The organism is Gordonia sp. 135 (genome assembly GCF_009720185.1).
Taxonomy (GTDB): domain Bacteria; phylum Actinomycetota; class Actinomycetes; order Mycobacteriales; family Mycobacteriaceae; genus Gordonia; species Gordonia alkanivorans.
On sequence record NZ_CP046257.1, the window covers coordinates 1 to 13806 of the forward strand.

10 protein-coding genes and 2 tRNA genes are annotated in these 13806 nt (G+C 66.2%); 10 read left to right on the forward strand and 2 right to left on the reverse strand.

Annotated elements, in window-relative coordinates; translation table 11 throughout:
- Positions 1–167 precede the first annotated feature (167 nt).
- The 9 genes from dnaA (at position 168) to GKZ92_RS00045 (ending at position 11790) form a co-directional block, all read left to right on the forward strand.
- Positions 168–1700: a chromosomal replication initiator protein DnaA gene (dnaA, locus tag GKZ92_RS00005; protein WP_006361171.1), complete on the forward strand. Its 1533-nt coding sequence runs from the start codon at positions 168–170 to the stop codon at positions 1698–1700.
- Between the two features lie 848 nt (positions 1701–2548).
- Positions 2549–3718, forward strand: a complete 1170-nt coding sequence (dnaN, locus tag GKZ92_RS00010) for a DNA polymerase III subunit beta (protein WP_006361172.1) — start codon at positions 2549–2551, stop codon at positions 3716–3718.
- A gap of 37 nt (positions 3719–3755) precedes the next feature.
- On the forward strand, positions 3756–4970 hold the full coding sequence (gene recF / locus GKZ92_RS00015; protein ID WP_006361173.1) for a DNA replication/repair protein RecF: 1215 nt from the start codon (positions 3756–3758) through the stop codon (positions 4968–4970).
- Positions 4963–5550: a DUF721 family protein gene (locus GKZ92_RS00020; RefSeq protein WP_006361174.1), complete on the forward strand. Its 588-nt coding sequence runs from the start codon at positions 4963–4965 to the stop codon at positions 5548–5550. The genes recF and GKZ92_RS00020 overlap by 8 nt, the downstream gene beginning before the upstream one ends.
- Before the next feature lie 345 nt (positions 5551–5895).
- Positions 5896–7959: a DNA topoisomerase (ATP-hydrolyzing) subunit B gene (gene gyrB / locus GKZ92_RS00025; RefSeq protein WP_035753888.1), complete on the forward strand. Its 2064-nt coding sequence runs from the start codon at positions 5896–5898 to the stop codon at positions 7957–7959.
- Positions 7960–8003: 44 nt separating this feature from the next.
- Positions 8004–10493, forward strand: a complete 2490-nt coding sequence (gene gyrA, locus GKZ92_RS00030) for a DNA gyrase subunit A (protein WP_006361176.1) — start codon at positions 8004–8006, stop codon at positions 10491–10493.
- A gap of 103 nt (positions 10494–10596) precedes the next feature.
- Positions 10597–11514, forward strand: coding sequence for a DUF3566 domain-containing protein (locus GKZ92_RS00035; RefSeq protein ID WP_006361177.1), 918 nt, complete (start codon positions 10597–10599; stop codon positions 11512–11514).
- 67 nt (positions 11515–11581) lie between these two features.
- A tRNA-Ile gene (locus GKZ92_RS00040) sits at positions 11582–11655 on the forward strand.
- A gap of 59 nt (positions 11656–11714) precedes the next feature.
- Positions 11715–11790 (forward strand) — tRNA-Ala (locus tag GKZ92_RS00045).
- 68 nt (positions 11791–11858) lie between these two features.
- Here the strand turns inward: GKZ92_RS00045 and GKZ92_RS00050 are convergent.
- A complete protein-coding gene (locus tag GKZ92_RS00050; protein WP_006361178.1) occupies positions 11859–12425 on the reverse strand; it encodes a dihydrofolate reductase family protein in 567 nt (188 codons plus the stop codon).
- 76 nt (positions 12426–12501) lie between these two features.
- On the opposite strand from GKZ92_RS00050, the gene GKZ92_RS00055 reads away from it, so the two are divergent.
- The gene (locus GKZ92_RS00055) at positions 12502–13071 is read left to right on the forward strand and encodes a TetR/AcrR family transcriptional regulator (protein WP_006361179.1); all 570 of its coding nucleotides are present in this window, start codon (positions 12502–12504) and stop codon (positions 13069–13071) included.
- A 6-nt stretch (positions 13072–13077) separates the two neighbouring features.
- On the opposite strand, the gene GKZ92_RS00060 is transcribed toward GKZ92_RS00055, so the two are convergent.
- Positions 13078–13797 (reverse strand): type 1 glutamine amidotransferase domain-containing protein, encoded by a 720-nt coding sequence (locus GKZ92_RS00060; RefSeq protein ID WP_042378131.1) that lies wholly within the window; start codon positions 13795–13797, stop codon positions 13078–13080.
- Between the last annotated feature and the right edge of the window lie 9 nt (positions 13798–13806).

Here is a 13806-nt window from a genome sequence, read left to right on the forward strand (position 1 = left end):
ACACCAACGAAGTGTCGCCGGGATCCGAGGTTACCGACCAAAGTCCAAAGTTCGTCATCACCGTTGTACACAGGTGTGGATAACTCTGTGGAGAGATGCGGTCGATGACGTGGGGTGCCCCGGCCCGCGTCAACGCTGGTAGTTTTCCGGGTCAGGAGGCCAGCCCCGTGACTTCAGACCGCGACACATTCGGTGAGGTGTGGCAACAGGTCGTCGCCGAACTCAACGACGACGAAGCCGCACGTGACCACGAACCACTGACCCGCCAGCAGAAGGCGTGGCTGTCACTGGTCCGACCCCTCACCCTGACCGAGGGTTTCGCCCTCCTCACCGTGCCGACCGCTCTGGTCCAGGAACAGATCGAGCGGAATCTGCGCGAGACGATCCGTTCCGTGCTGAGCCGTCACCTGAACGAGCCGGTCGATCTCGGCGTCCGAATCCAGACACCCCGCAACGACGAGCCGATGCCCGAGCCGGCCGCGCCCGAACCCCGCGTGGTCAACGGCGCGGCGCCGGTCGACTACTCCGCGGTCCCGGGCGCGGCGATCGGTGCCGGCTTCCCGGCGACCCCGGGCGCCGGACCCGCGCCGGGTGGCGACACCGGCCGGCCGTCGGGCGACTGGGCCTCGTATTTCGCCGAGCGGCCGACCAGTACGCCGTCGCCGTCGGGCGCAAACCTGAACCCCAAGTACACCTTTGACACTTTCGTCATCGGTGCGTCGAACCGCTTCGCGCACGCGTCGGCGGTCGCGGTGTCCGAGGCTCCGGCACGGGCATACAACCCGCTGTTCATCTGGGGAGAGTCGGGACTGGGCAAGACCCATCTGCTCCACGCGGCCGGGCACTACGCCCAGCGCCTGTTCCCCGGGATGCGCGTCAAGTACGTCTCGACCGAGGAATTCACCAACGACTTCATCAACTCGCTGCGCGACGACCGGCGGGTGGCGTTCAAGCGTCGCTACCGCGACGTCGACGTGCTGCTGGTCGACGACATCCAGTTCCTCGTGGGTAAAGAGGGTATCCAGGAAGAGTTCTTCCACACTTTCAACACGCTTCACAACGCGAGCAAGCAGATCGTCATCTCGTCCGATCGCCCGCCGAAACAGCTTGCAACACTTGAAGATCGGCTCCGTACGCGATTCGAGTGGGGACTGATCACCGACGTCCAGCCGCCGGATCTGGAGACCCGCATCGCCATCCTGCGCAAGAAGGCGCAGATGGACAACATCGCCGTGCCCGACGACGTCCTCGAGCTGATCGCGTCGAAGATCGAGCGCAACATCCGGGAGCTCGAAGGTGCGCTGATCCGCGTGACGGCGTTCGCCTCACTCAACGACGCCGCCCTCGACAAGTCGCTTGCCGACGTCGTGCTGCAGGCGCTGCTGCCCAACTCGGGCACCCTCGAGGTCAGCGCCGCCAGCATCCTCGCGATCACCGCCGAGTACTTCGACATCTCGGTCGAAGAACTGCGGGGCCCCGGCAAGACGCGATCCATCGCCCAGGCACGTCAGATCTCGATGTACCTGTGCCGCGAGCTCACCGACCTGTCGCTGCCGAAGATCGGCGAGACGTTCGACCGTGACCACACCACGGTCATGTACGCCGAACGCAAGATCCGCAAGGAGATGGCCGAGCGCCGCAAGGTGTACGACCACGTCCAGGAGCTGACCGCCCGCATCAAGCAGCGTGCGGTGGGCTGACACTCCTCTTCTCTGCTCTCCACGCGCCTCTCGTGCCTTGCACGGGAGGCGCGTTTCGTGTGTCAAGGGCGTGTGCAGGCCTGGACGCCGTCATATCCCGATTCCTGAGGTGCGAGCGTGGGGGAGCCTCAGAGGGGCGAGACGGCGCACTGGGCCTTCGAGGCTCGTCGCCACGCTCCTCGCACCTCAGGCAGCGGTAGCCGGCTCTCGCACCTCGCTCCTCGCACCTCAGGCAGCGGTAGCCGGCTCTCGCACCTCGCACCACCCGGGAAGAGATGACACCACTGTCCGCCGGCCCCGCACGGACGTCGGATCCATCACCGAGAACCACAACTCTGTTCCCCGGGTCGAGACTGACACGTCGATCTTCTGTGTTCTCGCACACTCGGATCGGCCGTCTGGAATGACAATTTTCAGGTCCTGAGGCTGTGGATCGGCATGGGATAACAGCCGAAGACCTGTGCACCGACGGTGGACGCCGCGCGAACAACAAGTTTTGTCCACAGACTCTTTGGATTCGACTCAACGACGCTCCACCGGTCATGCACACCCGCGCACCCCGTCCGACTGGCCCGATGTAACTGTTGTCCACAGATTCCACAGTTCCTATTACTGAGATGGATCCCTCTCTAAAGAGAAATCTTTTGTAAGAAGGACTGTGCACAAACACCCATCCGCGGGCCCTGCAGGCCCGTCCTCCCGGATGGACTGAGTTGGCCCCAACCATCCCGGCATCGGCGGTCGCGTTCTACAGTGGGATTCCCGGATGTGGGACGTGATCGACCATGCCGTCGTTTCGGCTCCGGCATGCCGACGATCCGCACGAGAGAGAAGGGCAATCTCCCAGCATGAAGTTCCGTGTCGCACGTGACGAGTTCGCTGATTCCGTCGCCTGGGTTGCTCGAAGCCTGCCCTCTCGTCCGCCGGTACCGGTTCTGGGCTGTGTGGTGCTCAACGTCGGCGAGACCGGTCTGACCGTCTCGGGATTCGACTACGAGGTCTCGGCCCAGGAGAACCTGGGTGCCGAGGTGGCCGAGCCCGGCCAGGTGCTGGTCTCCGGTCGCCTGCTGGCCGACATCACCAAGGCCCTGCCCAACAAGCCCGTCGACGTGACCCTTGACGGCTCCCGCGTTGCGATCACCTGCGGTAGCGCCAAATTCTCCCTGCCGACGATGCCGGTCGAGGACTACCCGCAGCTGCCCGACGTCCCGGCCATCACCGGCACGATCCCCTCACAGCTGTTCGCCGAGGCGATCTCCCAGGTCGCCGTCGCCGCCGGCAAGGACGACACCCTGCCGATGCTGACCGGCGTGCGCGTCGAGATCGAGGGCAACTCCGTGGTCCTCGCGGCCACCGACCGTTTCCGCCTTGCTGTGCGCGAATTGCAGTGGGAGCCTTCGGACCCCGACACCAAGGGGGCGGTTCTGGTCCCGGCCAAGACGCTCTCCGAAAGCGCCAAGACCGCGGGCGCCGAGGGCACCGGCGTCGTCTCGCTGGCCTTCGGCAGCGGTGCGGCCATCGGATCCGACGGCATCCTGGGCATCCTCGGCGAGACCAAGAAGACCACCACCCGCCTGCTCGACGCGGAGTTCCCGAAGTTCCGCCAGCTGCTGCCGGCCAGCCACACCGCGGTCGCGACCATCGACAGCGCTCCGCTGATCGAGGCGATCCGCCGCGTCGCTCTGGTCGCCGAGCGCGGTGCGCAGGTCCGGATGGAGTTCACCGAGGGATCCGTGCTCCTCACCGCCGGTGGCGACGAGGCGGGCAAGGCCGAGGAAGAGCTGCCCGTGTCGTTCCACGGCGAGCCGCTGACCATCGCCTTCAACCCTGGCTACCTGCAGGACGGTCTGTCGGCGATCAACGCCGACAGCGTCGACTTCGGTTTCACCACCCCGAGCCGTCCGGCGGTCCTGCGTCCGGCCAGCGGCGAGGATCCGGTCGCCGACGAGTCCGGCGCCTACGTGGCCCCCGAGAGCGCGTTCAGCTACCTGCTGATGCCGGTCCGCCTGCCGGGCTGACCCGCGCCGCGCACCCAGCCGATCACCGCAACCGACCGTGTTCGTACGTGAGCTGCACCTGAGGGATTTCCGCTCGTGGCAGGCCGTCGACCTCGATCTGCGGCCCGGCCCGACGGTCTTCACCGGCCGGAACGGCTTCGGCAAGACCAACCTGCTCGAGGCGCTGTTCTACCTGGCGACCCTGCGGTCGCACCGGGTGAGTTCCGATGCTCCGCTGGTGCATTCCGGATCCGCGTCGGCCCTGGTCACCGCCACCGTCGAGAACGAGGGCCGGGAGCTGACCGCGGAACTGCGCATCAACGCCGAAGGTGCCAACAAGGCGTCGATCAACCGCAGTCCCGCCCGACGATCCCGCGATCTGCTCGGGATCCTGCGGACCGTGCTGTTCGCTCCCGAGGATCTCTCGCTCGTCCGGGGGGATCCCGGCGACCGGCGACGTTTCATCGACGAACTCGTCGCCCAGCGCGGTCCACGGTGGGTGGCCGCTCGCGCCGACTACGACCGGGTGCTGCGACAGCGGTCGGCGCTGCTCAAGACGGCGGCCGCGGCGCTGCGGCGCGGCGGTGACCAGGCCGAGTCGGTCATCAGCACGCTCGATGTATGGGACGGTCAGCTCGCCGATCTGGGCGGACAGGTGACCGCGGCACGGCTGCAGGTCCTGGCCGAGCTGGAACCACATTTCACCCGCTCCTACGCGTCGATCGCGCCGCATTCGCGGCCCGCGACCCTGCGCTATCGGCCCGCCGGCGGCGTCGAAGTCGAGACGGCCACGGCCGAGTCGATCAGCGAGATCCTCACCGCTCGTCTGAGCGACTTGCGCGACAAGGAGATCGATCGCGGTATGTGCCTGGTCGGTCCGCACCGTGACGACATCGACATCGTGCTCGGCACCGACGTAGCGAAAGGCTTTGCCTCCCACGGTGAATCGTGGTCGCTCGCACTCGCTCTGCGGTTGGGCTCCGTCGAACTGACGCGCGCCGAGGGGATCGAACCGGTCATCATGCTCGACGACGTCTTCGCCGAACTCGACGCCAAGCGTCGGGAGAAACTGGTGGAGTTCACCGCCGGCGCCGAGCAGTTGCTGATCACCGCAGCGGTCGCCGACGACATCCCGGGCGAGATCGGTGGCCGTCGGATCCTCGTCGACGTCGTCGAGGACGCAGACGGTCGCCGGTCGACGGTCGTCGGAGACGAGTCGGATTCACCGCCCGAACGCGTCGGGGAACCGGTGAGCGGGGTCTCCGATGAGTGACGAAGCACCTTCGTCGCGTCCCGACGCAGCCGGGGAGCCGTCGAACCGGCCGATCGAACCGGGCGAACTCGGCGGATACGAACGTGCCCGGAAGGCTCTGGAGGAGGCCCGCGCCGCGGCGCGGGCGGCCGGGAAGTCGGTGGGACGCGGTCGCGCGTCACCCGTGCGCCGCACACCGCGGGGTGCCCAGACACGTAAGCGATGGTCAGGGTCGGGTCCCGATGCGCGGGATCCGCAGCCCTTCGGTCGTCTCGTCGGCGGTCTGGCGAAGGACCGCGGCTGGCAGGAGAAGATCGGCGAAGGCACCCTGTTCGGCATGTGGGACCAGATCGTGGGAGCCGACATCGCCGCACACGCGAAGCCGATCGAGTTGCGGGACAACGTACTTCACGTGCAGGCCGAGTCCACGGCATGGGCCACGCAGCTGCGGTACGTGCAGTCGCAGATCCTGGCGAAGATCGCGGCGGCCGTCGGAGACGGCGTGGTGAAGTCCCTGCGCATCAGCGGCCCCAAGGGTCCGTCGTGGCGTAAAGGCGAACGTCATGTGCGGGGGAGAGGCCCGCGGGACACCTACGGCTAGGCCGGGCTTAGCAGACTCGTCCGCACATTACTAGTCGATGTGCCCCGTGAGCCGACTTTCCTCCCCAAGCCACGATCGAACCGGGCTAGTCCCAAGAAAATCGATCTGAGGGCCTGTTAGCGGCCCCGGATGCACGTTCCTGGGCAAGTCAGGCAGTACACTGTGAGGTGTTGTCCCGACAGGGGACCACCAAACGGCAGAACGACCGCCGCCTTCAGGCAACCCGGGAAGTCCCGGGCATACCTGTGTGCGCATCGACCTGCCCGCCCCCTGGTCGAGTAGATCGAAGACGGATCTCGGGTACCTGGGATCCGCCGATGAGCAGAACAGGAGCGGACGCACCTCGTGGCCGACACCAACGACACCGGACCCAAGAAGAGCAAGAAGAAGCCGTCGGAGTACGGCGCGGACTCGATCAACATCCTCGAAGGTCTGGAAGCCGTCCGCAAACGGCCCGGCATGTACATCGGTTCCACCGGTGAACGCGGCCTGCACCACCTGATCTGGGAGGTCGTCGACAACTCGGTCGACGAGGCGATGGCCGGCTTCGCGAGCCGCGTCGACGTGACCCTCCTCGAGGACGGCGGAGTCCAGGTCGTCGACGACGGTCGTGGCATCCCGGTGGAGAAGCATCGGACCGGTGTGCCCACCGTCGAGGTCGTCATGACCCAGCTGCACGCCGGTGGCAAGTTCGACTCGGATTCCTATGCGGTGTCCGGTGGTCTGCACGGCGTCGGCATCTCCGTGGTGAACGCCCTCTCGACCAAGGTCGAGCTGGAGATCGCGCGCGACGGTCACAACTGGACACAGACCTATTCCTACGCCAAGCCGGGTGCCCTGGAGCAGGGCGATGCCACTCGCAAGACCGGTACGACGGTGCGGTTCTGGCCGGATCCCGACATCTTCACCGAGACCACCAGATTCAACGCCGAAACCGTGGCGCGTCGTCTGCAGGAGATGGCCTTCCTCAACAAGGGTCTGACCATCACGCTGACCGATCAGCGCCCCCAGGCCGTCGAGCCGCCCGGCGATCCCAACGGCGACGAGGACGCACCCACGACCGATGTCGCCGAGGTCGTCCTGTCGGAGACCGAGAAGGCCCAGGCCGCAGCCAAGCCGAAGACCCGGACGTACCACTACCCGGACGGGCTCGTCGACTACATCAAGCACCTCAACCGCACGAAGCAGTCGATCCACAACACGGTCATCGGGTTCAGCGCCAAGGGCGAGGGACACGAGGTCGAGATCGCGATGCAGTGGAACGCGGGTTACTCGGAGTCGGTCCACACCTTCGCCAACACGATCAACACCCATGAGGGCGGCACGCACGAAGAGGGCTTCCGCGCGGCGCTGACCAGCACGGTCAACAAGTACGCCCTCGAGAAGAAGCTCATCAAGGAGAAGGACGGCAAGCTCACCGGCGACGACATCCGCGAGGGTCTCGCCGCCGTCATCTCGGCGAAGGTCTCCGACCCGCAGTTCGAGGGCCAGACCAAGACCAAGCTCGGCAACACCGAGATCAAGGGCTTCGTCCAGCGCACCTGCAACGAGCACCTCGGTCACTGGTTCGAGGCGAACCCCGCCGAGGCCAAGATCATCATCAAGAAGGCCGCCGACTCCGCCCAGGCCCGCATGGCCGCGCGTCGTGCGCGAGAGATGGTGCGCCGCAAGACCGCAACCGACATCGGCGGCCTCCCCGGCAAGCTCGCCGACTGCCGCAGCAACGACCCCACCAAGTGTGAGGTCTACATCGTGGAGGGCGACTCGGCCGGCGGTAGCGCCAAGTCCGGCCGCGACTCGATGTATCAGGCGATCCTTCCGCTGCGCGGCAAGATCATCAACGTCGAGAAGGCCCGTATCGACCGAGTTCTCAAGAACGCCGAGGTCCAGTCGATCATCACGGCCTTCGGTACCGGCATCCACGACGAGTTCGACATCGCCAAATTGCGGTATCACAAGATCGTGCTGATGGCCGACGCCGACGTGGACGGCCAGCACATCTCGACGCTGCTGTTGACGCTGCTGTTCCGCTTCATGCGACCGCTCATCGAGCACGGTCACGTCTTCCTGGCGCAGCCGCCGCTGTACAAGCTGAAGTGGCAGAAGTCGGCTCCGGAGTTCGCCTACTCCGACCGCGAACGTGACGGTCTCCTCGAGGCGGGACGTGCCGCCGGCAAGAAGATCAACACCGACGACGGTATCCAGCGCTACAAGGGTCTCGGCGAGATGAACGCCAAGGAACTGTGGGAGACCACCATGGACCCGGCGGTGCGCGTCCTGCGTCAGGTGACGCTCGACGACGCCGCGGCCGCCGACGAACTGTTCTCCATCCTCATGGGTGAGGACGTCGCCGCACGTCGAAGCTTCATCGCCCGTAACGCGAAAGACGTTCGCTTCCTTGATGTCTGATCACGGATCGAATGGATTCGCAGTGATCGGAGAAAGAACACACAATGACTGACACCACCCTGCCGCCTGCCGACGGTGAAGGCGACCGGATCGAACCTGTCGATCTCGGCCAGGAGATGCAGAAGAGCTACATCGATTACGCGATGAGCGTGATCGTGGGCCGCGCCCTCCCCGAGGTGCGCGACGGTCTCAAGCCGGTGCACCGCCGCCTGCTCTACGCATCCTTCGATGCCGGTTTCCGTCCCGACCGCAGCTACGTCAAGTCGGCGAAACCCGTTGCGGAAACGATGGGTAACTACCATCCCCACGGCGACACCGCGATCTACGACGCCCTGGTGCGCCTCGCACAGCCGTGGTCGATGCGCTACCCGCTCATCGACGGACAGGGCAACTTCGGTTCACGCGGTAACGACGGCGCGGCCGCCATGCGTTACACGGAGGCCCGCCTCACGCCGCTCGCGATGGAGATGCTCCGTGACATCGGCGAGGAGACAGTCGATTTCACGCCGAACTACGACGGCAAGACCCAGGAACCGACGGTACTGCCGGCCCGGATCCCGAACCTGCTGATCAACGGCTCCGGCGGTATCGCCGTCGGTATGGCCACCAACATGCCGCCGCACAATCTCAACGAGGTTGCGGATGCGGTGTTCTGGGCGCTCGAGCACCACGACGCCGACGACGAGACGACTCTCGCCGCCTGCATGGAATGCATCAAGGGACCCGACTTCCCCACGGCTGCACTGATCGTCGGTAGCCAGGGCATCAAGGACGCCTACACCACCGGCCGCGGCAGCATCCGCATGCGCAGCGTCGTCGACATCGAGGAGAACAAGGGAACCACCACACTGGTGGTCACCGAGTTGCCCTACCAGGTCAACCCGGACAACTTGATCCAGTCGATCGCCGAGCAGGTCAACGAAGGAAAGCTCAAGGGCATCAGCCGGATCGAGGACCAGTCCTCGGACCGCGTCGGCATGCGCATCGTGGTCACGCTGCGTCGTGACGCGGTCGCCAAGGTCGTGCTGAACAACCTGTACAAGCACAGCCAGCTCCAGACCAGCTTCGGCGCCAACATGCTGTCCATCGTCGACGGCGTGCCCCGCACCCTGCGTCTCGATCAGATGATCCGCTACTACGTGGCGCATCAGATCGACGTCATCGTGCGCCGCACCCGGTACCGGTTGCGCAAGGCCGAGGAACGCGCGCACATTCTGCGCGGTCTGGTGAAAGCCCTTGACGCACTTGACGAAGTGATCGCGTTGATCCGCCGGTCGGCCAACACCGACACCGCGCGCACGGGCCTCATCGAGCTGCTCGACATCGACGAGATCCAGGCCGACGCCATCCTGGCGATGCAGCTGCGTCGTCTGTCGGCGTTGGAACGCCAGAAGATCGTCGACGAACTGGCCGAGATCGAGCTCGAGATCGCCGATTACAAGGACATCCTCGACAAGCCGGAGCGTCAGCGCGCCATCGTGCGTGACGAGCTCAAGGAGGTCGTGGAGAAGTACGGCGACGCGCGTCGTACCAAGATCATCGCGGCCGACGGCGACGTCAGCGACGAGGATCTGATCGCCCGCGAGGACGTCGTGGTCACGATCACCGAGACCGGCTACGCCAAGCGCACCAAGACCGACCTCTACCGCAGTCAGCGTCGTGGCGGCAAGGGCGTGCAGGGCGCGGGCCTCAAGCAGGACGACATCGTCAAGCACTTCTTCGTCTGCTCGACCCACGACTGGATCCTGTTCTTCACCACCAAGGGTCGGGTCTACCGGGCGAAGGCCTACGAGCTGCCCGAGGCCAATCGCACCGCGCGTGGCCAGCACGTCGCCAACCTCCTGGCCTTCCAGCCGGAGGAGCGCATCGCCCAGGTCATCCAGCTCAAGACCTACGAGGACGCCCCGTACCTGGTACTCGCCACCCGCAACGGTCTGGTGAAGAAGTCCAAGCTCGTCGACTTCGACTCCAACCGCTCCGGCGGTATCGCCGCGATCAACCTGCGCGGCGAGGACGAACTCGTCGGCGCCCAGCTGTGCAGCAAAGACGATGATCTGCTGCTGGTGTCGCAGAAGGGCCAGTCGATCCGGTTCCACGCCGACGACGAGACCCTGCGCCCCATGGGCCGGCAGACCTCGGGTGTACAGGGCATGCGGTTCAACGCCGACGACACCCTGTTGTCGCTCAACGTGGTTCGCGAGGACACCTACCTGCTCGTCGCGACGTCGGGTGGCTACGCCAAGCGCACCGGCATGGACGACTACCCGGTCCAGGGTCGCGGCGGCAAGGGCGTGCTCACCATCGCCCACGATCGCCGGCGCGGTGAACTCATCGGCGCGCTCATCGTCGACGACGACTCGGAGCTGTACGCGATCACCTCGGGCGGCGGTGTCATCCGCACCGCGGCCAAGCAGGTCCGCAAGGCGGGACGCCAGACCAAGGGTGTGCGTCTGATGAACCTCGACGAGGGCACCACCGTCATCGCGATCGCCCGCAACGCCGACGAGCCGGAGGAGACGGACGCCTCGGAGTAGGCGTTAGGGTTGAGAACACGTGCAGCCGACCAGTCGGTGGCGGTAGAAAGTGACCCGACGCGTCGATGTCCATCGGCAGTGACGCCAGAGTGAGGGATTGCCTGTGAGCACACCGAACGAGCCGAGCCAGGAGCAGAACGGGCGCCCGTCCGGGAACCCGTCCGGTCCCGGAACGGGGACACCGACCGGTGGGCTGGTGCCGCCGTGGCAGCGCGGACCGGTCGAGGAATCGTCCGGTTCCGCGCCGACCGAGGCGTTCGGGCGTGAGGACGACTCGCGCCCGAACGCGCAGGACAACCCCGGCGGCCTGCCGCCGGAGTCTCGGGGCGGCCCGCCGCCGGAATCTCGGGGCGGCCCGCCGCCGCGGGGCATCGTGACCAACAGCGGCACGGCCGCGGCCAGCATGAGCGGTCAGCAGGCTCCCGTCACCAAGCTCGACAGTCCGCGTCGGCCGGGCTCCGCCGTCGCGACCGAGGAGCCCGGTTTCGTCGAGTCGCCGACGAGCACCATCGACCGGGAGAACCTGCCCGGACACGATCTGCCGGATCTCGATCAGATCCACCACACGGCCGATCTGAAGCGTCCTCCGGAGGCGCCGCCGGCCGCGGCACCGTCGAAGGTCGCGCCCCGGTCGGCACCGCGTCAGGTCGGGGCGGGTTCGGCTCTGCGCGCCGCGGTGCAGCTGCGTCGGATCGATCCGTGGGCGACGTTCAAGATCGCCGCGGTGCTGTCGTTCGTCGGATTCTTCATCTGGATGATCGCGGTCGCGGTGCTGTACCTGATCTTCGACGGCATGGGCATCTGGGATCAGGTGAACAACAGCTTCGGAACGCTCGTGGCGGACGAATCGAGCACCGCGGGGGATGTCATCGGGGCGGGTACCGTTTTCGGCGTGGCGGCTCTTCTGGGGGCCGTGAACGCCATCCTGTTGACGGCGATCGCGACGGTCGGCAGCTACATCTACAACATCTGTGCCGACCTCGTCGGCGGTGCCGAGGTGACGCTCGCGGATCTCGACTGAATCGAGCCTCTGACCAGCTGTTTTGGTTGGTGGGGGATCCGTCGGGTAACCTCACTTCTCGGTTCAAGGGCCTATAGCTCAGGCGGTTAGAGCGCTTCGCTGATAACGAAGAGGTCGGAGGTTCAAGTCCTCCTAGGCCCACTGCGACGGAAGTTTTCGGACTCCCAATTCGCATCCCGTCGACCGATTCCGGTCGGCACGGGGCCTTAGCTCAGTTGGTAGAGCGCTGCCTTTGCAAGGCAGATGTCAGGAGTTCGAATCTCCTAGGCTCCACCACTGCAAGAACCGCAACGCACCACCGGACCCCGGTGGTGCGTTTTGCTTCTCGGGCATATTCTCCGCACTCAGGCGCGGACATACTCGGTGAACGACACCCCGGTCTCGAACTCCCGGTTGCTGACCCGTTCGAACCGTCCCGGTGCGTACGTTCCGGGCGCGAACAGCGAGATCCCGTCCCCGAACAGCAGCGGTTGCCGTTTGAGCACCAGGCGATCAATCTCGCCGATCAACTGCGTCGCCAGCGACCCGCCCCCGCAGAGCCAGATGTCCTTGCCGCTCCGGGACTTCAGCTCCCGCACGAGTTCCACGGGATCGCGGTCGGTGAACGTCACGCCGTCGACCGGTTCCGGCTTTCGGTGGGTGAACACGTACTGGTCGAGATGCCGGTAGGGACTCGGCGCCTCCGGCAGGCCGACCGCGTAGGTGTCGGCGCCCATGAGGACGGTGTCGAAGCCGCCGCCGCTCTGGTCGATCCCGAGGGCCGTCGCGTAATCGGTCGGGATCGTGTCGGCGAAGCGCTCGTTGATGCCGACCATGTGGTCGCCCTCGACGAGAAAGGCGTCGAACTCGCCGTTCGGCCCCGCGATGTACCCGTCGAGGCTCACCGCCACGTAGTACACGAGTTCTCGCAATGCTCACTCCAATCACTTCAGATGTAGTGGTTAGGAATGTACAGCAGCTGCAGTGGTCGGCGCTATCGTTTTCGCTATGGCCCGAAACGACGAACGACGCCGCGCCCTCGCCGACGCGGGACTGACGGTGCTCGCGACAGCGGGCGCACGCGGACTCACCCATCGCGCCGTGGACCGGGAGGCGGGCGTTCCGCAGGGCACGACGACGAACTACTTCCGCAACCGCGCAGCGTTGCTCCAGGGGCTCGTGGAGCGCATCGGTGAGCGACTGGCGCCCAGCGACGAGTTCATCGCCGCACGGGCAGGCCAGTCGCCCAGTCAGAAGCTGTTCGCGGAGTATCTTCGCAACATCGTCGAACGACTCCTCGCCAACCGGGAGGTGACGATCGCCCTCATCGAATTACGACTCGAGGGCATCCGCCGACCCGAGGTCGCCGAGATCATCGGGGAATGGCGTCGAACGGGCTTCGCCGGCGACGTGGCGTTCAACGAGCAGGCGGGCCTGCCCGGGTCCGCTCGCGAGATCGCGCTCTTCCACTACGCCGTCGACGGCCTGGTCCTCGACCGGCTGACCGGACCGCTGATGCCCGAGGAATCGCTCGACGACATCGTCGACGCGCTGGTCGACGGACTGCTCCCGGCCTAGAGGCCGCTACGCGGATTCCTCCGCGACCTTCTTCACGCGGTGCAAGACCTCGCGGGCCAGCTTCTCCGACGACGCCGGGTTCTGTCCGGTCAGCAGGTTGCCGTCGGCCTGGGTGTGCACCGTCCACGGCAGGCCGAGCGTGACCTTGAAACCCTCATGGGTGAGCCGGTTCTCGAGTAGCCAGGGCGCCTTGTCGGCGAGTCCGGCCTGCTGCTCCTCGGCGTTGCCGAAGCAGGTGACCGTACGACCGGAGAACACGTTCACGCCGTCCTCGCCCTTGGCGGCCAACAGGATCGCGGGTCCGTGGCACACGATGCCGATGGTTCTCTTGGCCTGGTCGGCGGCGATGAGGAGCGCACCCGCGTCAGCGTCCACCGCGAGGTCCTCCATCGGCCCGTGCCCGCCGGGTACGAACACCGCGTCGTAGTCCGCGACGTTCACGTCGGTCAGGGCGATCGGTTTCTGCAGTTCGGGGGCGGTGTCGAGCACGTTCCGGATCTCTTCGGCCCGTTCCACGGATCCGACCGCATCCGGGCTGAGGCTGCCCTCGTCGACCGGGGGACGCACGCCGCCCGGGGTCGCGACGGTGACCGGGTATCCGGCCTCCCGGAACACCTCGAGTGGTGCCACCGCCTCCTCGGCCCAGAAGCCGGTCTTGTGACTCGATCCGTCGTTCAGCGTCCATGCGTCGGCGCCGGTCATGACGAAGAGGATGTTGTGCGTCATCTTGCGCTC

Coding starts and splice junctions, on each gene's coding strand:
- dnaN (WP_006361172.1), top strand. CDS start 2,549: ATGAAGTTCCGTGTCGCACGTGACGAGTTCGCTGATTCCGTCGCCTGG.
- GKZ92_RS00020 (WP_006361174.1), top strand. CDS start 4,963: ATGAGTGACGAAGCACCTTCGTCGCGTCCCGACGCAGCCGGGGAGCCG.
- gyrA (WP_006361176.1), top strand. CDS start 8,004: ATGACTGACACCACCCTGCCGCCTGCCGACGGTGAAGGCGACCGGATC.
- GKZ92_RS00055 (WP_006361179.1), top strand. CDS start 12,502: ATGGCCCGAAACGACGAACGACGCCGCGCCCTCGCCGACGCGGGACTG.
- GKZ92_RS00060 (WP_042378131.1), bottom strand. CDS start 13,797: ATGACGCACAACATCCTCTTCGTCATGACCGGCGCCGACGCATGGACG.